The sequence below is a fragment of the Streptomyces sp. NPDC096132 genome, from assembly GCF_044763345.1.
Classification (GTDB): Bacteria; Actinomycetota; Actinomycetes; order Streptomycetales; family Streptomycetaceae; genus Streptomyces.
This window is the reverse complement of the sequence record NZ_JBIWGA010000004.1, coordinates 517,481-536,270: the sequence shown is the minus strand read 5'-3', so window position 1 is coordinate 536,270 and position 18,790 is coordinate 517,481. Positions and strand designations below refer to the sequence as shown.

The 18,790-nt window shown below is 71.5% G+C and carries 18 protein-coding genes; 5 read left to right on the top strand and 13 right to left on the bottom strand.

Features of this window, described 5'->3' with window-relative positions:
* Positions 1-38 precede the first annotated feature (38 nt).
* The 8 genes from ACIRF9_RS12975 to ACIRF9_RS12940 form a co-directional block, all read right to left on the bottom strand.
* Entirely contained in the window at positions 39-455 is a 417-nt protein-coding gene (locus tag ACIRF9_RS12975) for a rhodanese-like domain-containing protein (RefSeq protein ID WP_403819937.1), read from the bottom strand.
* Positions 446-1,033, bottom strand: a complete 588-nt coding sequence (locus ACIRF9_RS12970; RefSeq protein WP_403819830.1) for a cysteine dioxygenase — start codon at positions 1,031-1,033, stop codon at positions 446-448. The genes ACIRF9_RS12975 and ACIRF9_RS12970 overlap by 10 nt, the downstream gene beginning before the upstream one ends.
* 36 nt (positions 1,034-1,069) lie before the next feature.
* Positions 1,070-1,141 carry a putative leader peptide gene (locus ACIRF9_RS12965; RefSeq protein ID WP_309544753.1) on the bottom strand — a complete coding sequence of 24 codons (72 nt, stop codon included), beginning with the start codon at positions 1,139-1,141 and terminating at the stop codon, positions 1,070-1,072.
* A gap of 144 nt (positions 1,142-1,285) precedes the next feature.
* Positions 1,286-2,893, bottom strand: coding sequence for an FAD-dependent monooxygenase (locus ACIRF9_RS12960; RefSeq protein ID WP_403819827.1), 1,608 nt, complete (start codon positions 2,891-2,893; stop codon positions 1,286-1,288).
* A gap of 175 nt (positions 2,894-3,068) precedes the next feature.
* Complete coding sequence (locus ACIRF9_RS12955; RefSeq protein WP_403819824.1) at positions 3,069-3,980, bottom strand: amino acid ABC transporter permease; 912 nt, start codon at positions 3,978-3,980, stop codon at positions 3,069-3,071.
* Complete coding sequence (locus ACIRF9_RS12950; protein ID WP_403819821.1) at positions 3,977-4,642, bottom strand: amino acid ABC transporter permease; 666 nt, start codon at positions 4,640-4,642, stop codon at positions 3,977-3,979. Before ACIRF9_RS12950 ends, ACIRF9_RS12955 begins: the two co-directional genes overlap by 4 nt.
* 111 nt (positions 4,643-4,753) lie before the next feature.
* Positions 4,754-5,614 carry a glutamate ABC transporter substrate-binding protein gene (locus tag ACIRF9_RS12945; protein ID WP_403819819.1) on the bottom strand — a complete coding sequence of 287 codons (861 nt, stop codon included), beginning with the start codon at positions 5,612-5,614 and terminating at the stop codon, positions 4,754-4,756.
* 60 nt (positions 5,615-5,674) lie between these two features.
* Entirely contained in the window at positions 5,675-6,451 is a 777-nt protein-coding gene (locus ACIRF9_RS12940; RefSeq protein ID WP_403819816.1) for an amino acid ABC transporter ATP-binding protein, read from the bottom strand.
* Positions 6,452-6,740: 289 nt separating this feature from the next.
* Between ACIRF9_RS12940 and ACIRF9_RS12935 the strand changes: the two genes are divergently transcribed.
* Both ACIRF9_RS12935 and ACIRF9_RS12930 read left to right on the top strand, forming a co-directional pair.
* Entirely contained in the window at positions 6,741-7,427 is a 687-nt protein-coding gene (locus ACIRF9_RS12935; RefSeq protein WP_403819813.1) for a response regulator transcription factor, read from the top strand.
* A gap of 9 nt (positions 7,428-7,436) precedes the next feature.
* On the top strand, positions 7,437-8,849 hold the full coding sequence (locus tag ACIRF9_RS12930; protein WP_403819811.1) for an ATP-binding protein: 1,413 nt from the start codon (positions 7,437-7,439) through the stop codon (positions 8,847-8,849).
* A gap of 258 nt (positions 8,850-9,107) precedes the next feature.
* On the opposite strand, the gene ACIRF9_RS12925 is transcribed toward ACIRF9_RS12930, so the two are convergent.
* Positions 9,108-10,106, bottom strand: coding sequence for a TAXI family TRAP transporter solute-binding subunit (locus ACIRF9_RS12925; RefSeq protein WP_403819808.1), 999 nt, complete (start codon positions 10,104-10,106; stop codon positions 9,108-9,110).
* A 99-nt stretch (positions 10,107-10,205) separates the two neighbouring features.
* Between ACIRF9_RS12925 and ACIRF9_RS12920 the strand changes: the two genes are divergently transcribed.
* Positions 10,206-10,619 (top strand): MazG nucleotide pyrophosphohydrolase domain-containing protein, encoded by a 414-nt coding sequence (locus ACIRF9_RS12920; RefSeq protein ID WP_403819805.1) that lies wholly within the window; start codon positions 10,206-10,208, stop codon positions 10,617-10,619.
* A 6-nt stretch (positions 10,620-10,625) separates the two neighbouring features.
* On the opposite strand, the gene ACIRF9_RS12915 is transcribed toward ACIRF9_RS12920, so the two are convergent.
* The 3 genes from ACIRF9_RS12915 to ACIRF9_RS12905 all read right to left on the bottom strand — a co-directional run bounded on the left by ACIRF9_RS12915 (position 10,626) and on the right by ACIRF9_RS12905 (position 13,943).
* Complete coding sequence (locus ACIRF9_RS12915; RefSeq protein ID WP_403819934.1) at positions 10,626-12,017, bottom strand: hypothetical protein; 1,392 nt, start codon at positions 12,015-12,017, stop codon at positions 10,626-10,628.
* Between the two features lie 215 nt (positions 12,018-12,232).
* The gene (locus tag ACIRF9_RS12910) at positions 12,233-13,453 is read right to left on the bottom strand and encodes a cation:proton antiporter (protein WP_403819803.1); all 1,221 of its coding nucleotides are present in this window, start codon (positions 13,451-13,453) and stop codon (positions 12,233-12,235) included.
* A gap of 4 nt (positions 13,454-13,457) precedes the next feature.
* Positions 13,458-13,943, bottom strand: a complete 486-nt coding sequence (locus tag ACIRF9_RS12905; protein ID WP_403819801.1) for a cation:proton antiporter regulatory subunit — start codon at positions 13,941-13,943, stop codon at positions 13,458-13,460.
* 209 nt (positions 13,944-14,152) lie between these two features.
* On the opposite strand from ACIRF9_RS12905, the gene ACIRF9_RS12900 reads away from it, so the two are divergent.
* Positions 14,153-15,124: a sensor histidine kinase gene (locus tag ACIRF9_RS12900; RefSeq protein WP_403819800.1), complete on the top strand. Its 972-nt coding sequence runs from the start codon at positions 14,153-14,155 to the stop codon at positions 15,122-15,124.
* The gene (locus ACIRF9_RS12895; protein WP_403819799.1) at positions 15,121-15,792 is read left to right on the top strand and encodes a response regulator; all 672 of its coding nucleotides are present in this window, start codon (positions 15,121-15,123) and stop codon (positions 15,790-15,792) included. The genes ACIRF9_RS12900 and ACIRF9_RS12895 overlap by 4 nt, the downstream gene beginning before the upstream one ends.
* A gap of 15 nt (positions 15,793-15,807) precedes the next feature.
* Here ACIRF9_RS12895 and ACIRF9_RS12890 read toward each other — a convergent pair whose 3' ends face one another.
* Positions 15,808-18,726, bottom strand: a complete 2,919-nt coding sequence (locus ACIRF9_RS12890) for a SpoIIE family protein phosphatase (protein WP_403819797.1) — start codon at positions 18,724-18,726, stop codon at positions 15,808-15,810.
* Between the last annotated feature and the right edge of the window lie 64 nt (positions 18,727-18,790).

Below are 18,790 nucleotides of genomic sequence, written 5' to 3'. Positions count from 1 at the left end.
CGCTCAGCCGCCGGCGGGACGGCCGACCTCCGTACGCGCTACGACGTCACCGGCAGTCCTGCCGCCTTCCAGGCCTGGAACCCGCCGACCAGGTCGGTGGCCCGGTGCAGCCCCAGCCGGTGCAGGGAGGCGGCCGCCAGGCTCGACGCATAGCCCTCGTTGCAGATCACGACGGCCCGGAGGCCGTGGCTCGTGGCCTCGGCGACGCGATGGCTGCCCTGGGGGTCGAGCCGCCACTCCAACTCGTTGCGCTCCACGACCAGGGCGCCGGGGATCAGACCGTCCCGCTCGCGCAGGGCCGCGTACCGGATGTCGACGAGCAGCGCCTCGCCCGCGCGGGCGGCCTCGTACGCCTCGCGTGCCTCCACGCGCGCGTACCCCGCACGCACCCGGTCGAGCAACTCCTCTATGCCGACGGGCTGATCGCCCACAGCCCTGTCGTCGCTCACTGCCAGTCCTCGGGACGCTCGACCTGCTCCAGGCGGAGCACCTGTCCGGTGCGGCTGAAGCGGCGGATGCGCGGCAGCGGCGGGTAGTAGGCGTGGACGGAGATGGCGTGCTCTTCGGTGGACTCGTTGAGGACCTCGTGGACGTGGTGGCGGCCGAAGGCGCGGCCCTTGCCGGCCGGCAGGGTGCGCTCCCGGTCCACGCCCTCGGTCAGCTCCAGTGTCTTCCAGCCGTCGGTGGGCAACCGCACGGCGAGCGAGTACTCCTTGAGTTCACCCCGTGCGGTGGTGAAGGCGCCCACCGAGTCGGCGTGGTCGTGCCAGCCGGTGCCCGTGCCGGGCGGCCAGCCGATCAGCCACGCCTCGCTGCCGCCGGGCCCTTCCAGATGCACCCAGGTGCGGCCCTCGGGGTCGAGAGGGAGGGAGGCGATCAGCTCGGCGTCGGCGGCGGTACGCCGGACGAAGTCGAGGAGGTCCGCCTGGGTGGGCGCGGCGACGGCGGCGGACACGGAGGGAGAGACAGACACGGGTACCGTCCTGAGAACGTTCGCGGGAGCGTGCGACAGCGCACGAGCGCACAGGCGCATCGGCGGCGCGGGCCGGTGGAAGGTGGGGATGCGAGTTCAGCAGGACGGACGACACACGCAGCCCGCATAGCGGACGAGGTCCATATGGACCCTCCGCCACAGGCGCACATCGGTGTCGGTCACGATCCGGAGTACACCACGCCGGTGTCGGCCGGTCAATTCAACGTCACCGTGCGGACGGACACACTGGTGCGGTCATCCGCTTGTCGTGCCAACGCGCTGCCGGTCCACTTCGCGCCACCGACTGCCGCTCTACTTCGCCCCCGAACCGGCCGTCGCCTCCTCCGACTCCGACGCCTTCCCGCCCACCGCGGCCTCCGCCGCCGCGTACAGGTCGGCCGGGCGCACCCCGTTCAACGCGGTCACCAGGTGCCCGTCGGGCCGTACCAGCAGCACGGTGTGGGCGGCCGCGCCCGGGTAGCTCTCGGCCACCAGCAGTTCGGCCGGGCTGGGCAGGGCCGTCACGGCGGCCGCGAGCCGGGGCATGATCCCGGCGCTCACCCAGTGCCGTCGCTCCCACACGCCCGTGCCCGGCGCGATCAGCACGACGAGCAGCGCGCCCCGGCCGAGCCGGTCCCGCAGCCGTACGAAGGAGCCGTCCTCGGCGGTCACCCGCACGTCCTCCACCGGCGCGCCCAGGGGCGTGTCCACCGGCACCTCGGCCTCGAGGTCCCGGGGCGCGAGCGGTGAGCCGTCGTACGTGCCTGGCGCGCCCAGCTGGCCGCGCCCCAGGTGGCCGTCGGTGAGCAGCACGTCGTGGCCACGGGCGGCGCCGGGGACGTACGACCTTATGCCGCCGCCTCCGCGCAGCAGCGGCAGTACCTGGTCGGCCGCGCGCAGCCGGGCGGCGACCACCGCGCGGCGCTCGGTCTGGTAGCTGTCGAGCAGCGTCTCGTGCGGCCCGTGGTGCCAGGTCAGGGCCAGTTTCCAGGCGAGGTTGTCGGCGTCCCGCAACCCCTCGTCGACGCCCTGGGTGCCGAGCGTGCCGAGCAGGTGCGCGGCGTCCCCGGCGAGGAGGACCCGGCCCACGCGCCAGCGGCGGGCCAGCCGGTGGTGGACGGTGTGCACGCCGGTGTCGAGCAGTTCGTACTCCGGCGTCGGGCCGTCGCTCCAGCCCGCGAGGGTCTCGCGGACACGGGTCAGCAGCAGCTCGGGTGTGACGAGGTCCTTGCCGGGCGGGAGCAGCCAGTCCAGGCGCCAGACGTCGTCCGGCAGGGGGCGGGCGGTGACCTCCCCGGCGGACGGGCCGGACATCCGCCACGGCGGTGTCCGATGGAGCAACGCCTCGCCCTCCCACGGAAGTTCCACGCGCAGCGCCGCCACGGCGTGTCGTTCCACCGCCGTACGGCCGGGGAAGCGGATGTCGAGGAGTTTGCGGACCGTGGAGCGGGGGCCGTCGCAGCCGATCAGATGGCTGCCGCGCCACCAGGTGCCCTGGGGGCCGCGGGTGTGGGCCGTGACACCGGAAGGTTCCTGCTCGATCGTGTCCAGGCGGCTGTTCACGGCGATCTTCACCAGCCGCTCGCGTGCGAGGGCGGTGCGCAGGGCGCCGGTCAGCACGTGCTGGGCGATGTGGAGGGGGGCGGGTTCGTCGTCGCCGAACGTGATCTCGCCCGTCACCTGTCGGCGCCGCATCGCCCGCCAGCCGGCGAAGCGGACGCCCGCCTCGTCCAGGGGCGTCCCGGTGAGCCGCTCCATGAGGGCGGCGGTGTCCTCGCGCAGCACGACGGTGCGCGCGAGCCGTGGTTCGTCCTTGCCCGGCCCCTCGTCGAGGACGACCGACGGCACCTCCTGGCGCGCCAGCGCCAGGGCGAGCGTGAGCCCTACCGGCCCCGCTCCGACGATGATCACCGGGTCCACGGCGTGGCGCTCCCTGCCTTCGACGGTGCCCCGAGGGACATGAGTGAACAACAGGTTGGAGCAGGGTGCACGATCACAGAACGTATGCAACCCATTGTCGTTGTTTGCGTCAAGCGACGAAAGGCAGTGGCGCGCGCCACTGCCTTTCGTACACGTCATATCGCTTGAGGGTGCGTCACATGCTGGCCCCGCCCGCGCCGGTGCCGAAGGAGCCACCGACCTCGGCCGCGTTGAGCTCGTCCACGTCCTCGACACCGAGGACCGCGCCCGTGCTGCGCTTGCTGCGCCGCAGGCGGCGCTCCAGCCAGCTCGCGAAGCTGGTGAGGATGAAGTTCAGCACGACGAACATGGCCGCGACCACGATGAAGCTGGGGATCGGGTTGGCGTAGAACGCCGCGAGTGTGCCGCGCGAGTTGAGGAGCTCGGTGAATCCGATCATCACACCGCCGAGTGCGGTGTCCTTCACGATGACCACCAGCTGGCTGACGATCGCCGGAAGCATCGCCGTGACCGCCTGGGGCAGCAGAATGCTGCTCATCGTCTGGCCCTTGCGCAGACCGATGGCGTACGCGGCCTCCGTCTGCCCCTTGGGGAGGGCCAGGATGCCGGCCCGGACGACCTCGGCGAGGACGGCCGAGTTGTAGAGCACCAGGCCGGTGATGACCGCGTACAGAGGCCGGTCCTCGCTGGTGACGTCCGTGGAGCGGGCGTAGAACTCGTTGGCGAACAGCATCAGCAGCAGCACCGGGATGGCCCGGAAGAACTCGACCACCGTGCCGGACACGATCCGCACCCACCGGTGTTCGGACAGCCGGGCGATGCCGAAGACCGCACCCAGCGGAAGGGCGATCACCATCGAGAGGGACGCGGCCTTCAGCGTGTCGGCGAGGCCCGGCAGCAGGTACGTCGTCCAGGCTTCCGACTTGGTGAACGGCTTCCACTGGGCGGACGTCAGGAGGTCCTTGGCCTCCATCTTCTGCCACACCCACCACAGGAGCAGCACGAGAAGGACGGAGAAGGCCACCGAGAGGAGGAGGTTGCGCCGCTTGGCGCGGGGGCCGGGTGTGTCGTAGAGGACCGAGCTCATCGCTTCACCGCCAGTCGCTTGCCCAGCCAGCCCAGGAAGAGGCCGGTCGGCAGGGTCAGTACCACGAACCCGAACGCGAAGACCGCGCCGATGAGCAGTGTCTGCGCCTCGTTCTCGATCATCGTCTTCATCAGGTAGGCGGCTTCGGCGACGCCGATGGCGGCGGCCACCGTGGTGTTCTTGGTCAGGGCGATCAGGACGTTCGCCAGCGGGCCGATGACCGCGCGGAAGGCCTGCGGCAGGACGATGAGCCGCAGGGTCTGGACGAAGCCGAGCCCGATGGCCCGGGCCGCCTCGGCCTGCCCGAGCGGCACCGTGTTGATGCCGGAGCGCAGCGCCTCGCACACGAAGGCCGCGGTGTAGCCGACCAGGCCGAGCACGGCCAGCCGGAAGCCCTGGATCTTGAAGTCCGCGGAGCCCATGGTGACACCGAAGACGTCGGCCAGGCCGAGCGAGCAGAAGAGGATGATGACGGTCAGGGGGATGTTCCGGACGAAGTTGACGTAGGCGGTGCCGAACACACGCATCAGCGGCACCGGGCTGACCCGCATCCCGGCCAACAGGGTGCCCCAGATCAGGGAGCCCACGGCGGAGAGGGCGGTGAGTTTCACCGTCATCCAGAACGCCCCGAGGACGTCGTAACCTTCAAGAAAGTCGAACACGATCTCCCGCGCTTCCGGGTGGGTGGCGTATGTGGAGGGCGGGGCGCGCCGCCGCCGTGATCGCGACGGACGGCGGCGCACCGCAGGAAACCCCGCTGGGCTGGACTGTGCTTACGAGGCGTTCGGGACGATGACGCCGATCTTCGGGGCGGGCTCGTTCTTGTAGTCCGCCGGGCCGAGGTTGGCGTCGACAGCCTTCTGCCAGGAGCCGTCGCTGACCATCTGCTCCAGCGCCTTGTTGATCTTGTCGACGGTCGCGGTGTCGCCCTTCTTGACGCCGATGCCGTAGTTCTCGTTGCTGAGCTTCAGGCCCGCGAGCTTGAACTTGCCCTTGTACTGCTCCTGGGAGGCGAAGCCGGCGAGGATCGAGTCGTCGGTGGTCACCGCGTCCACGGCGCCGCTCTGGAGACCGGAGATGCACTCGGAGTAGCCGCTGACCTCCTTCAGGTTGGCCTTCGGCGCGATGGACTTCTGGACGTTCTGCGCCGACGTCGAACCGGTCACGGAACACAGGTTCTTGCCGTTGAGGTCGGTGCCCTTGGTGATGTCCGAGTCCGCCTTGACCAGCAGGTCCTGGTGGGCCAGCAGGTACGGGCCGGCGAAGTCCACCTTCTGCTTGCGCTCGTCGTTGATCGAGTAGGTGGCCGCGATGAACTTGACGTCCCCGCGCGCGAGGGCGTTCTCGCGGTCGGCGCTCTTGGTCTCGACGAACTCGATCTGGTCCGGCTCGTAGCCGAGCTGCTTGGCGACGTACGTGGCCACGTCCACGTCGAAGCCGGCGAAGGATCCGTCGGCCTGCTTCAGGCCGAGGCCGGGCTGGTCGTACTTGATGCCGATCTTGATCTTGCCGCCGCCGCTGCCACCGGTGGAGCTGCCGCTGCCCTCGTCGTCGCTGTCGCCGCCGCAGGCGGTGGCGGACAGTGCGAGAGCGAGAACGACGGCCGAGGCGGCGGTGACCTTGCGAAGCTTCATGTCGACTTCCTTAGGAGTGATGAAGGAATGAGGGCGGTGCGGATTCCCGTCGGGGAAGCGTCAGTGGTGCAGGATCTTCGACAGGAAGTCCTTGGCACGGTCGCTGCGCGGATTGCTGAAGAACTGGTCGGGCGCAGCCTCTTCGACGATGCGACCGTCCGCCATGAACACCACGCGGTTTGCAGCCGATCGTGCGAAGCCCATCTCATGGGTGACGACGATCATGGTCATGCCGTCCCGGGCGAGCTGCTGCATGACCTCCAGGACCTCGTTGATCATCTCCGGGTCGAGAGCCGACGTCGGCTCGTCGAAGAGCATGACCTTCGGGCCCATCGCCAGCGCCCGGGCGATGGCGACGCGCTGCTGCTGGCCGCCCGAGAGCTGGGCGGGGTACTTGTCGGCCTGGGTGCCCACACCGACCCGGTCGAGGAGGGCGCGGGCCTTCTCCTCGGCCTGCTTCTTGTCGGTCCTGCGGACCTTGAGCTGGCCCAGCATCACGTTCTCGAGCACGGTCTTGTGCGCGAACAGGTTGAACGACTGGAAGACCATGCCGACGTCGGCCCTCAGCCGGGCCAGCGCCTTGCCCTCCTTGGGCAGCGGCTTCCCGTCAATAGTGATGGTGCCCGCGTCGATCGTTTCCAAGCGGTTGATGGTGCGGCACAGGGTCGACTTCCCGGACCCGGAGGGCCCGATGACCACGACGACCTCGCCACGGGCGATCGTCAGATCGATGTCCTGGAGTACGTGCAACGCGCCGAAGTGCTTGTTGACATTCTTCAGGACGACGAGTTCGCCGGGCGGGACCGCGTCTTCCTTGGCCACCGATACTTCGGTCATCGCTCTCTGGCTCCGTCCTCCTCGGTTTCGGAGGACAGTAGTGAGCGGCCGCGACCAGCGTCATTACATCTGAGGGGAATCTGAGCATCACGATCCGATAGCAATCGGACACGTGTCGTAGCACTTGTGACCTGCGTGCGTATCGGGCGGATAACGGAAGCCGCGCGCAACCGGAACCCACTTGACTGCGTCCTCGTCCATCAGCGTGACTGCCATGGTGCGCACGCGCGCGTGCCCGTGAATGTGTACATAAACAGACCAAACGGCCGATGAATCGGAGGGGGCCGGGATGAGACTGCTCCTCGTCGAGGACGACAACCATGTCGCTGCCGCGCTGTCCGCGGTCCTCAAGCGGCACGGTTTCGACGTCACGCATGCCCGCAACGGCGAGGAGGCACTCCAGGCCCTCGTGCCCGAAGGCCCCGGCTTCGGGGTCGTCCTGCTCGACCTGGGCCTGCCCGACCAGGACGGCTACGAGGTGTGCGGCAAGATCCGCAAGCGCACCGCCACCCCGGTGATCATGGTGACGGCCCGCTCCGACGTACGCTCCCGCATCCACGGCCTCAACCTCGGGGCCGACGATTATGTGGTGAAGCCGTACGACACCGGAGAGCTGCTCGCCCGTATCCACGCCGTCAGCCGGCGCACCGTCCACGAGGACGCGGCCGCGGGCGGCGAGGACGCGCTGCGGCTGGGCCCCGTGCAGATCGAACTGCCCACGCGACGCGTCACGGTCGACGGTTCGGTCGTCCAGCTGACCCGCAAGGAGTTCGACCTGCTCGCGCTGCTCGCCCAGCGCCCCGGAGTCGTCTTCCGGCGGGAGCAGATCATCAGCGAGGTGTGGCGCACCAGCTGGGAGGGGACCGGACGCACCCTGGAGGTGCACGTCGCCTCACTGCGCGCCAAGCTGCGCATGCCCGCCCTGATCGAGACCGTGCGAGGCGTCGGGTACCGGCTCGTCGCGCCGAGCGCGTAGCGGGGACCGTTGCGCACACGTCTTCTGCCGCTGCTCATCGTGCTGATGGCGGCCGTGCTGCTGGCCCTGGGGGTGCCGCTGGCCGTCAGCGTGGCAGGGGCACAGCAGCAGAAGGTGGTCGTCGACCGGATCGACGACACCGCGCGCTTCGCGGCGCTCGCCCAGTTCGTCACCGCCGCGTCGGGCGCGGACGACGCCACGTCCGCGTCCACGGACGAGCGGCTCGAGACCCTGAAACGCGAACTCGCCAGCTACTACGACGTCTACGGCATTCGTGCCGGTGTCTTCTACCCCACCGACACCCCTCTGGCTCATGCCCCGAGGGATCTTTACCTCCCTCAGACGGGCGAGGTGCGGGACGCCTTCGACGAGGCACTGCTCAGCCGTCGCAGCCATGACCCGCAGCAGGTGTGGCCGTGGCAGCGCCGTCATCTCGTCGTGGCGTCGCCGGTCATCCGGGACGGCGACGTGGTCGCGGTCGTCGTCACCGACTCGCCCACCGGGCCGATGCGGTCGCGGATCCTGCACGGCTGGCTGGTCATCGGTGCCGGCGAGATCGCCGCGATGCTCCTGGCCATCGGTGCCGCGCTGCAGCTGACCGGGTGGGTCCTCAAGCCCGTACGCGTCCTGGACGTCACCACGCACGCGATCGCGAGCGGCCGGTTGAAGTCCCGGGTCGCGGTCGCGACCGGTCCGCCGGAACTCAGACGTCTGGGCCGGTCGTTCAACGAGATGGCGGACACCGTCGAGGACGTGCTGGAACAGCAGCGCGCCTTCGTCGCCGACGCCTCGCACCAGTTGCGCAACCCGCTCGCGGCGCTGCTGCTGCGCATCGAACTGCTCGCCTACGAACTCCCGGAGGGCAACGAGGAGATCGCCTCCGTCCAGAGCGAGGGCAAACGCCTGGCCCAGGTCCTGGACGACCTGCTCGACCTCGCCCTGGCCGAGCACACCGAGGCCGACCTGAGGGTCACCGACATCGGCGCGCTGACCGCCGAGCGCGTCGCCGCCTGGGCACCCACCGCCGAGGCCAAGGGTGTCCGGCTGGTGGGCGACTGCCCGCCCACCACGGCCTGGGCCGACCCGGTCACGCTCTCCAGCGCCCTGGACGCGGTGATCGACAACGCGGTGAAGTTCACGCCGGAGGGCGAGAGCGTCGAGGTGACGGTCGCGGCCGACGGCGAGACCTCCACCGTCGTCGTCACGGACCACGGGCCCGGCCTCACCGACGAGGAACTCGCGCGCGTGGGCGACCGCTTCTGGCGCAGCGGCCGCCATCAGAACATCAAGGGCTCCGGCCTCGGCCTGTCCATCTCCCGGACCCTGCTCGCAGCGGGCGGCGGCTCACTGGCGTACGACCACCACGAGCCGACCGGGCTGAAGGTGACGGTGTCGGTGCCCAGGACACGCCCTACGGCCTGACGGCGCGGGGTCCGGCTGCTGTCTGTGGCTTGGCGTCGCGGGGTCCGGCCGCCGTCTACACCTTGGTGTCGCGGGGCCGGGCCGGCCGTCCATGGCTTGGCTTCGCGGGGTCCGGCCGCCGTCTACGCCTTGGCTTCGCGGGGCCGGGCCAGCCGTCCATGGCTTGGCGTCGGGGGACCCGTTCCGGCGTCCACGTCTTGGCGCCGCGGGGGCCGTTCTGGCGTCCACGCCTTGGCGTCGCGGGGGCCGTTCCGTCGTCTACGGCTTGACCGAGCGGTAGTAGCGCCGGGCGCCCGTGTGCAGGGGGAGCGGGTCGGTGTAGATGGCCGTGCGCAGGTCCACCAGCTGGGCCGAGTGGACGTGGCCCCCGATGTCGTCGCGGCTCTTGAGCACGGTCCGGGTCAGCCATTCGGTGAGCCGGGGATTCATGTCCGTGCGGGTCATCAGCAGGTTGGACACCGCGATCGTCGGCACGGTGTCGCCGTTCTGGACGCTGGGATAGGCCGACTCGGGCATGTTGGTGGCCCGGTAGTAGCTGGTGGACTCGTCCTGGTCGTGCATCTCGGCCACCAGGGCGGCGTCGATCGGCACGAACCGGAAGGTGAAACTGTCCGCCAGGTTCTCCAGACCGGCCGTCGGGACCCCGCCGGACCAGAAGAAGGCATCGATCTTGCCCTCCTTCAGACGCTCCGGACCGGTGTTGATGCCCTCGGACACGGCCGTGATGTCCTTGGCCGGATCAACGCCCGCCGTCGTGAGCACCCGCTCGGCGATCAGCCGCACGCCCGAGCCGGGCAGCCCCGTCGCGACCCGCTTCCCGCGCAGATCGGCGACGGAACGGACGTCCGAGTCGCGCGGCACCACCAGCTGGACGTAGTCGTCGTAGAGCCGGGCCACCCCGCGCAGCCTGGTCGCCGAGGCGGCATGCCGCTCCTCGTACGTCTGTACGGCGTCCGCCGCGGCGATGGTGAAGTCGGCCTCGCCCGTCGCCACGCGCGCGACGTTCTCCTGCGAGCCGTTGCTCGTCTTCAGGGTCACCTTCAGCCCCGGCATGTCCTTGGCCAGCTCGTTGCGCAGCAGGCTGCCGTACTCCTGGTAGACACCACCGGTCGAGCCCGTGCTGAACGTGATCGACCCGCTCGGCGGGTCCTCGCCCAGCGGCAGCAGCCACCACAGCAGCAGCCCGAGCACGACGGCACCGGCCGCCGCGCCCTGCAGGGCCCGGCGCCTGCCGATACGGGGGAGAACCTTGGACATGCGGCGATCCTGCCAGCCCGCGCGCGGTGCTGACCAGGGCGGGGCTCACAGGGCCGGTTCCGGACGGCACTGTCAGTGGGCGTCGTTACAGTCGGGGGCATGAGCTCTTCCTCGCCCGCCGACCTGGTCCGTGAGTTCCACCGTGCCTTCGGGCTCGACACCCGCAGTACGCCGACGGAGGTGTCGCCCCGTCTCGCCGCGCACCGCGGGGAGCTGCTCGCCGAGGAGGCGGCGGAGGTCGCCGAGGTGTCGGTGAGCGGCCCGCTGGACCGGCTGGCGCACGAACTGGCCGACGTCGTCTACGTCGCGTACGGCACGGCGCTGGTGCACGGGATCGACCTCGACGCGGTGATCTCCGAGATCCACCGCTCCAACATGACCAAGCTGGGCCCCGACGGCCAGGTGGCCCGCCGGGCCGACGGCAAGGTGCTCAAGGGGCAGCACTACGAGGCGCCGGACGTGTCCGCGGTGCTGCGCCGCCAGGGATGGATACCTGACGGCGCGGCGTCCTGACGGGCGCTACGGCGTCTCGCCGCCCGCCAGCTTCCACTCGCGGTGCAGCGCGCCCAGCGGGATGTCCTTCTGGAACACGGGCGTGCCGAAGATCGTCAGCTGCAGCCGGAGCGTGCCGGTGAGGTCCACGCCTCCGTAGACGGCCCAGGTGCCCTTGGCCTCGAACACGTCGTCGGTGCCGGTGACCGTGCCGGTGCCCTCGCCGCGGACGTACGGGGCCAGGTCGGCGACGACGCCGACGCTGCCGTAGAGGCCGACGGAGGCCTGGGCGCCGAGGGCCGCCTTCACGCCTCCGGCGGTGGTGACGGACGTCCGCACCGGCGTGCTGGTCATGTCGGAGGAGCTGACCGGGGTCCAGCCCTGGGTGAGACCGAAGGTGCCGCCCGCCTCGAAGTCGCCCTTCAGGCTCTGCTCCACGTCCACGGTGATCTTTCCGTCGCCGCTGATCTCGACGTAACAGGTCAGGTCGAGGTTGACGACGACGGGGACGGGGCCGACCTGGAGGACGGGATCGGCGTGCAGGGTGGCGAAGGGGATGCGCACCGGGGTCGCGGAGGCGCCGGCCCGGCCCTTGAGCGACCAGCCGGAGGTCCAGTCCCCGGACACGCCCAGGTACGCCGAGGCGGGTGCGGTGTCGGCGCCCTCGCCGCCGTAGCGGAAGTCGACCTGCGGGGCGACCTGGACGAAGCCCTCGACGGACGCGTAGGCGGAGGCGGATCCCTTGGTCAGGGTGGGGAGTTCGGCGCGTACGTCGAGCCGCAGGCTGCCGAGCGGGACCGTCGCGCCCTCCGGGCCGACGTGCACGTCACCCGTGCGCGACCAGGACACGTCGACGTCGGGCAGCAACTTGTCGACGTCGAACGCGGCCGGGTCGACCGGCACGCTGCCCTTGGCGGTGTCGTCCCCGAGCAGCGCGTTGAGCTGGGCCGGTTCGGTCTGTACCTCCGTCCCCTCCTCGGTCTCGCCGAGCACCTTCGTGACCTTGGCGAGGAGCCCCTGCGGCGCGCCGGGAGCGGGGGCGCTGGCGATGACGTCGCCCACGGCGGTGCGGTGCGGGGCCGCCGAGGCGCCGGCGGAGGACGCGCTCGGGGAGGGTGCGGAACTGGCCGTACCGGCGCCGTCGTCGGAGTCGTCCGAGGCGATGACGGCCCGTCGGGTCTTGCTGTCGTACGAGGCGACAGCGAGCTCGGTCCGCTGGGCCTTGCCGTCGGACCTGGCCGGGTTGGCCGCGGCGGTGGCGGTGCCCGCCGGAGCCGCGGCCACCGCGAGCGAGCGGTCGGCGGCGGACTCCGAGGCGCCGGCCTGCCGGTCGGCCGTGGCGGAGGGGGATGCGGCCTGCGACGGGGCGGAGGAGCAGCCCGCGGCGAGGAGGAGGGCGGATGCGGCCAAGGCGGGCATGAGGGCACGGCGGTGCGTCGTGCGTCTGCGCAAGGTCAGTCCTGGGGGTGGTGGGGGGCGAGAAAGGGAGACCGGCCGGGCACGGTGGGGCCACCGGGTACCTACTGGCCGGTAACGAGCCATGAGCATGCCATGGCTCTCTCACCGCCACTCCATGATTCGGCCACAGGGAGATGTGACCTACGGCATAACCTCGGGCCGCCCCTCACCGCCCCTCAGTCGCTCACCGGCTCCTGCGCCCGCGTCTCGGACGGCCGCTCCGCCACGTCCTCCCGGGGTGTCCGGCGGCGCGTCCACCACAGCGCCAGCGGTTCCGTGTAGCGCGCGGTGAGCGGGCCGAGGACCACCAGGAGCAGGACGTACGCGGTCGCCAGCGGGCCCAGGGACGGCTCGATTCCGGCGGTGACCGCGAGGCCGGCGATGACGATCGAGAACTCGCCGCGGGCTACCAGCGCACCGCCCGCGCGCCAGCGGCCCCGCACGGAGATGCCCGCGCGCCGGGCCGCCCAGTAACCGGTGGCGATCTTCGTCGCGGCCGTGACGACGGCCAGCGCCAGCGCGGGGAGGAGGACGGGAGGGATGCTCGCCGGGTCGGTGTGCAGCCCGAAGAAGACGAAGAAGATCGCCGCGAACAGGTCCCGCAGCGGGCTCAGCAGTGTGTGCGCGCCCTCCGCGGCCTCACCGGACAACGCGATGCCCACCAGGAACGCGCCCACCGCCGCCGACACCTGGAGCTGCTGTGCCACACCGGCGACCAGGATCGTCAGCCCCAGCACGACGAGCAGCAGCTTCTCCGGGTCGTCGCTCGACACGAACCGGGAGATGACCCGGCCGTAGCGCACCGCCGCGAACAGCACCAGCCCCGCCACGCCGAGCGCGATCGCCAGGGTCAGGCTGCCGGCGGCCAGACCCGCCCCGGCCACCAGCGCGGTGACGATCGGCAGGTAGACGGCCATCGCCAGGTCCTCCAGGACGAGGACGCTGAGGATGACCGGGGTCTCCCGGTTGCCCACCCGGCCGAGGTCGCCCAGCACCTTGGCGATCACCCCGGACGAGGAGATCCAGGTGACGCCGGCGAGGACCACGGCAGCCACCGGCCCCCAGCCCAGCAGCAGCGCGGCGGCCGCGCCAGGCAGGGCGTTGAGGGCGCAGTCGACGAGCCCGGCCGGATAGTGGGCCTTGAGGTTGGAGACCAGATCGCTCGCCGTGTACTCCAGGCCGAGCATCAGCAGCAACAGGATGACGCCGATCTCGGCGCCGGTGGCGACGAACTCCTCGCTCGCGCCGAGCGGCAGCAGCCCGCCCTCGCCGAAGGCCAGACCGGCCAGCAGGTACAGCGGTATCGGCGAGAACCGGAAACGGGCGGCGAACCGGCCGAGCAGCCCGAGCGCCAGGATGATGGAACCGAACTCGATCAGCAGGACGGCGGAGTGCACGCGATCACTCCCGCCCGAGTATCGCCGCGGCCGCGTCCACGCCCTCGCGGGTGCCGATCACGATGAGCGTGTCGCCGCCCGCCAGCCGGAAGTCCGGAGCGGGGGACGGGATCGCCTCGGCCCGCCGCAGCACCGCCACGATCGACGCGCCCGTCTCCGTGCGCATCCGGGTGTCGCCCAGCAGCCGCCCGTTCCAGCGGGAGGCCGCCGCGACCTCGATGCGCTCGGCGACCAGGCCCAGGTCCGTGGTGTACAGCAGGCTCGCGCTGTGGTGGGACGGCTTCAGCGCGTCGATCAGCGAGCCGGCCTCCGCGCCGGTCAGGTGCAGGGACTGGGCGCACGAGTCGGGGTCGTCGGCGCGGTACACGGCGACCGTACGGGTGCCGTCCCGGTGCGCCACCACGGACAGATGGCGCTGTTCCCGAGTCACCAGGTCGTACTGGACCCCGATGCCTGGCAGCGGTGTCGTCCTCAGGCGTGGCGCAGACACGTTTCTTCTCCTTGTCGTCCGTCTTGTCGTTCGTCGATGCCGTCAGTGGTTCAGTGGTTCAGTGGTTCACGGGTGCCCGGAGCGGTCATGCTGCCATCCGCCCGTACGGTGGCGACATGGGTGTTGTGACGGATGGACGGGGACCGCGGAGGACGGAGAGGCTGGTCACGGCGGTGCCATGGGTGCGCGGGAGAGGAGGAACCGGGAGCGTGTCGCTGTTCGCACGGATCTTCACGCTCAACGCCGTCGGCCTGACCGTGGCCGCCGCGCTGCTCCTGGGCCCGGTCACCGTCTCCACGCCGGTGCTGCCGGGCGAGGCGCTCGTCGTCCTGGGCGGTCTGGCCGTGCTCCTCGCCGTCAACGTGGTCGTGCTGCGGGTCGGACTGGCCCCGCTGGGGCGGCTCGGCCGGGCGATGGCCGACGCCGATCTGCTGCGGCCCGGGGCCCGGGCCGTGGTCTCCGGCCCGGTCGAGACAGCCGAGCTGATCACCACGTACAACGCCATGCTCGACCGGCTGGAGGCCGAGCGCGCCGCCAGCGCGGGCCGGGCGCTGTCCGCCCAGGAACGTGAGCGCCACCGCATCGCGCGGGAACTCCACGACGAGGTCGGCCAGACCCTGACCGCGGTCCTCCTCCAGCTCAAGCGGGTCGCCGACCGGGCGCCGGACGAGCTGCGCGAGGAACTGGGCCAGGCCCAGGAGGCCACCCGCTCCGGGCTCGACGAGATCCGGCGCATCGCCCGCCGTCTGCGCCCCGGCGTCCTCGACGAACTCGGCCTGCTCAGCGCACTGCGCTCGCTCGCGGCCGAGTTCACCACCCACGGGCTGACGGTACGTCACGACCTGCGCACCGGCCTGCCTCCGCTGACCGAGGAGACCGAACTCGTGCTCTACCGCGTCGCCCAGGAAGCCCTCACCAACACCGCCCGGCACGCCGGCGCCGACCGCGCCGAACTCCGGCTGCGCCCGGTCGGCGACGGCGTCGAACTCCTCGTACGGGACAACGGCGAGGGGCTCGGCACGGCGGCGGGGGAGGGGGCCGGAATACGGGGCATGCGGGAACGGGCGCTGTTGATAGGAGCGCGGCTCAGCCTGGACGACGAGGGTCCGGGAACGGACGTACGGCTGACGGTGCCTGTGCGGCCAGGTGGGCCCGCGGCCGCGCTCGGAGCCGAGCGATGACCGACCGCACCTCACCGGTCCGCGTCCTCCTCGCCGACGACCACACGCTGGTCCGCCGTGGCGTGCGGCTCATCCTGGACGGCGAACCCGATCTGGAGGTCGTCGCCGAGGCCGGGGACGGGGCCGAGGCGGTCGAGCGGGCCCGGGCGGGGGACATCGATCTGGCCGTGCTCGACGTGGCCATGCCCCGGATGACGGGACTGCAGGCGGCCCGTGAGCTGTCCCGGCGGCAGCCTTCGCCGCGGATCCTCATCCTCACCATGTACGACAACGAGCAGTACTTCTTCGAGGCGCTCAGGGCCGGGGCGGGCGGTTACGTCCTGAAGTCGGTCGCCGACCGCGATCTCGTCGAGGCCTGCCGGGCCGTGGTGCGCGACGAGCCGTTCATCTACCCGGGCGCCGAGCGGGCCCTCGTGCGCTCGTACCTGGAGCGGCTGCACCGCGGGGACGGCGTCGACGGGCTGCCGGAGCGGCCCATCACCGAGCGCGAGGAGGAGATCCTCAAGCTGGTCGCCGAGGGGCACACCTCACGGGAGATCGGCACCCTGCTCTTCATCAGCGCCAAGACCGTCGAACGGCACCGCGCCAACCTGCTGTACAAACTCGGCATGCGCGACCGCCTGGAACTCACCCGCTACGCGATCCGCGCCGGGCTCATCGATCCCTGAGTGACGTCACGGCCCTCACAGCAGCGCGTCCCAGTCCTCGTCGAAGCCGGCCAGGTTCAGGAACACCGCCTCCGGTGCGCCGTCGGGTTCGTCCGGTCCGTCGTCCGGGCCGGGCAACGGCTGCTCGGTCCAGATGCACTTGCCGTTCGGCGTGAAGCGCGCGCCCCACCGCCCGGACAGCGCCGTGATCAGCTGCAGGCCCCGGCCGCCCTCGTCGGTCTCCGTGGCACGCCGGATGCGGGGCATGGTCTGGCTGCCGTCGTAGACCTCGCAGATCAGCTCGGCGCCGTACAGCAGCCGCAGCCGGACCGGGCCCCTGGCATGCCGGACGACATTGCCCACGAGTTCGCTGACCAGCAGTTCCGCGGTGGGGGTCAGCTGCCCCAGGTCCCAGAGGGAAAGCTGCTCGCGGACGTGCCGGCGGGCCTGGCCGGCGGCTCTCGGGTCCTCTGGCAGCGGCCAGGAGGCCATCCGGTCGGCGGGCAGGGCGTGCAGCCGGGCGACGAGGAACGCCGCGTCGTCGGCGGCCTGTTGCTCGGTGGGCAGGAGATGGGCCGTCAGCGTGTCGCACAGCCGCTCGAGATCCACGGCACTGCCGACGGCGCCGCCCGCGTGAGCCGCCGTCAGCAGCCGGGCCAGCTCCGCCATCCCCTCGTCGATGTCCCGTTTCGCCGACTCGACCAGACCGTCGGTGTACAGCACGAGCAGACTGCCCTCCGGCACCCTCAGCTCGACCGTCTCGAACGGCGGTTCCGCCGCGCCCAGGGGCGGGTCGGCGTCCGGCTCCGGGAAGTGCACGGTGCCGTCGGGACACACCAGCGCCGGCGGCGGGTGTCCGGCGCGGACCAGGGAACAGACCCGGGTGGTGGAGTCGTAGAGCGCGTACAGACAGGTGGCGTACGACCCCTCGCCCATGCCGCCGACGATGTCGTTGAGGTGGCTCATGATCTCGCCGGGCGGCAGTTCGAGGTCGGCCAGGGTGTGGACGGCGGTGCGCAGCCGGCCCATGGTGGCCGCCTCCGGGAGCCCGTGGCCCATGACGTCGCCGACGACGAGCGCCACCTGTCCGCCGGACAGCGGGATGATGTCGTACCAGTCGCCGCCCACGTCCGCGCCCCGCCCGGTCGGCAGATAGCGGGCGGCGGCCGTGCACGAGGGCAGGTCGGGCAGCGCCTGGGGGAGCAGACTGCGCTGGAGTTCACGGGACCGGGTGTACTCGGCGTCGTAGAGGCGGGCCCGCTCCAGGGACTGCGCGACGAGGGCGCTGATCGTGGCCAGCAGGGCACGCTCCTCGGCGGTGAGCAGCCGACGGCGGTCGAAGGCCACCACGCACACCCCGAACGTGTGTCCGGACGCGGTCAGCGGCAGGAACGCCCACGCCTGCTTGCGGCCGCGCTCCGGCAGGCCCGCCAGCCAGGGCGAGTGCGAGGTCAGCTCCAGCGGCGAGGAGAAGAACAGGGGAGTGCCGGACGTGATCGCGTCCCAGGCCGGATCGCCGGGTAACCGGCGGCGTCCGTCGATGAGTTCCAGGAAGTCGTCCGGGTAGCCGACGGCACCCACGTAGTGCAGCCGCTCCTCCTCGATCACCTGCACCAGGACCCCGGCGGCGGCGAACGGCGGCAGCACCCGCCGGGCGACCGCGTCCACCACGTCCTGCGAGGTGGTCGCCTTGGCCAGTTCCGCGGTCAGCTCCGCTATCCGCGCCGACCGCTCGGCCGCGGCGCGCTCGTCCGCCTGCCGCTCCTCCGCGAGCCGCCGTCTCTCGGTGACATCGGTGAAGTAGAGGGTGCGCCCGTCGGGACCCGGCACCAGCCGCATGTGGTAGCGGCACCCGGCCGGCATCCGCACATCGAACCCGGCGGGCTTCTCCTCGGCCGCGGCCTTACGGCACCGGCCCTCCAGGCCGGGCACCTGCCGGGCGGCGGGCAGGTCCCAGAGCAGACGCCCGAACAACTCCTCCTCCGAGAAGCCCAGGAAGCGCTCCGCCTCCAGGTTGGCGAAGGTGATCCGCCACTCGTCGTCCACCGCGAGGAAGCCGTCGCTCATGTGCCGCAGGGCCCGGCTGAGCGCGTCCCGGGCGGTCCGCGACTCGTTGCTCTCCCAGCCCACCCCGATCATCCGCAGGGGCTCGCCGTGCTCGTCGTACGTGGCCCTGCCGCGCGCCTGGGTCCAGCCGTACGTGCCGTCCAGGCGCCGTACCCGGTACTCGGCCTCGTAGACCGAGTGGTCGAGGATCGCCCGCTGCGCCGCCGCCAGTGTGGGCGCCAGGTCGTCGGGGTGGACGATCCGCATCCAGTTCTCGATCCTTCCGGTGAAGTCGGCCGGCCGGGTGCCGTACAGCTCCAGTGCCGCCTCGTCCCAGATCAGGTCGCCGCTGTGGATGTCCCAGTCCCACGAGCCGACCCGGACCTCCTTCAGGGCCTGCCGCAGCCGCTCCCCGCTCAGCTCGGTCTGCGCGGGTCCGGCCGGGGGCGGGGCCTGCGCCATGCGGTCCTCGGTCCAGGCGACGACGGCCCGCAGGAACTCCCAGTGCTCCGGCGTGGGTTCACCGAGCTCGCCGGCCAGCACGGTCAGCGCGCCTATGCTGCGCCTCCCGCTGAACACCGGCAGGGCGGCGAGGCCGGTGCCTGGCCAGACCGCCCCGGGCTCGGGCGGGCCGCCGGACCCCAGCGGCGTCCACACACCGTCGCCCCGGTGGAGGGCGCGGGCCGGGGCCAGGGGACCCTCCTGGTCGACGATCTCCCAGGAGCGGGTGAGGGCGGGCGGCAGACCGACGGCCGACACCAGTCGCAGCGCGGACATCGGACCGCGCAGGTGCATGGCCGCGCCGAGCGCGCCCAGCTCACCCATGGCGTGCTGCAGCGCAAGCCGGAAGACCTCGCTCTCCGTCACCCCGGGGGCCACCGTGCCGAGCAGAGCGAGCCGTGCGTTCATGCAGGGAACCTATCGTTCCCGTTCTCGTACGGAACCTTTTTCACACATTCTCACCGGTGGTTTC

Coding starts and splice junctions, on each gene's coding strand:
- ACIRF9_RS12970 (WP_403819830.1), bottom strand. CDS start 1,033: ATGCGCCTGTGCGCTCGTGCGCTGTCGCACGCTCCCGCGAACGTTCTC.
- ACIRF9_RS12955 (WP_403819824.1), bottom strand. CDS start 3,980: ATGAGCTCGGTCCTCTACGACACACCCGGCCCCCGCGCCAAGCGGCGC.
- ACIRF9_RS12945 (WP_403819819.1), bottom strand. CDS start 5,614: ATGAAGCTTCGCAAGGTCACCGCCGCCTCGGCCGTCGTTCTCGCTCTC.
- ACIRF9_RS12940 (WP_403819816.1), bottom strand. CDS start 6,451: ATGACCGAAGTATCGGTGGCCAAGGAAGACGCGGTCCCGCCCGGCGAA.
- ACIRF9_RS12935 (WP_403819813.1), top strand. CDS start 6,741: ATGAGACTGCTCCTCGTCGAGGACGACAACCATGTCGCTGCCGCGCTG.
- ACIRF9_RS12925 (WP_403819808.1), bottom strand. CDS start 10,106: ATGTCCAAGGTTCTCCCCCGTATCGGCAGGCGCCGGGCCCTGCAGGGC.
- ACIRF9_RS12920 (WP_403819805.1), top strand. CDS start 10,206: ATGAGCTCTTCCTCGCCCGCCGACCTGGTCCGTGAGTTCCACCGTGCC.
- ACIRF9_RS12915 (WP_403819934.1), bottom strand. CDS start 12,017: ATGCCCGCCTTGGCCGCATCCGCCCTCCTCCTCGCCGCGGGCTGCTCC.
- ACIRF9_RS12895 (WP_403819799.1), top strand. CDS start 15,121: ATGACCGACCGCACCTCACCGGTCCGCGTCCTCCTCGCCGACGACCAC.
- ACIRF9_RS12890 (WP_403819797.1), bottom strand. CDS start 18,726: ATGAACGCACGGCTCGCTCTGCTCGGCACGGTGGCCCCCGGGGTGACG.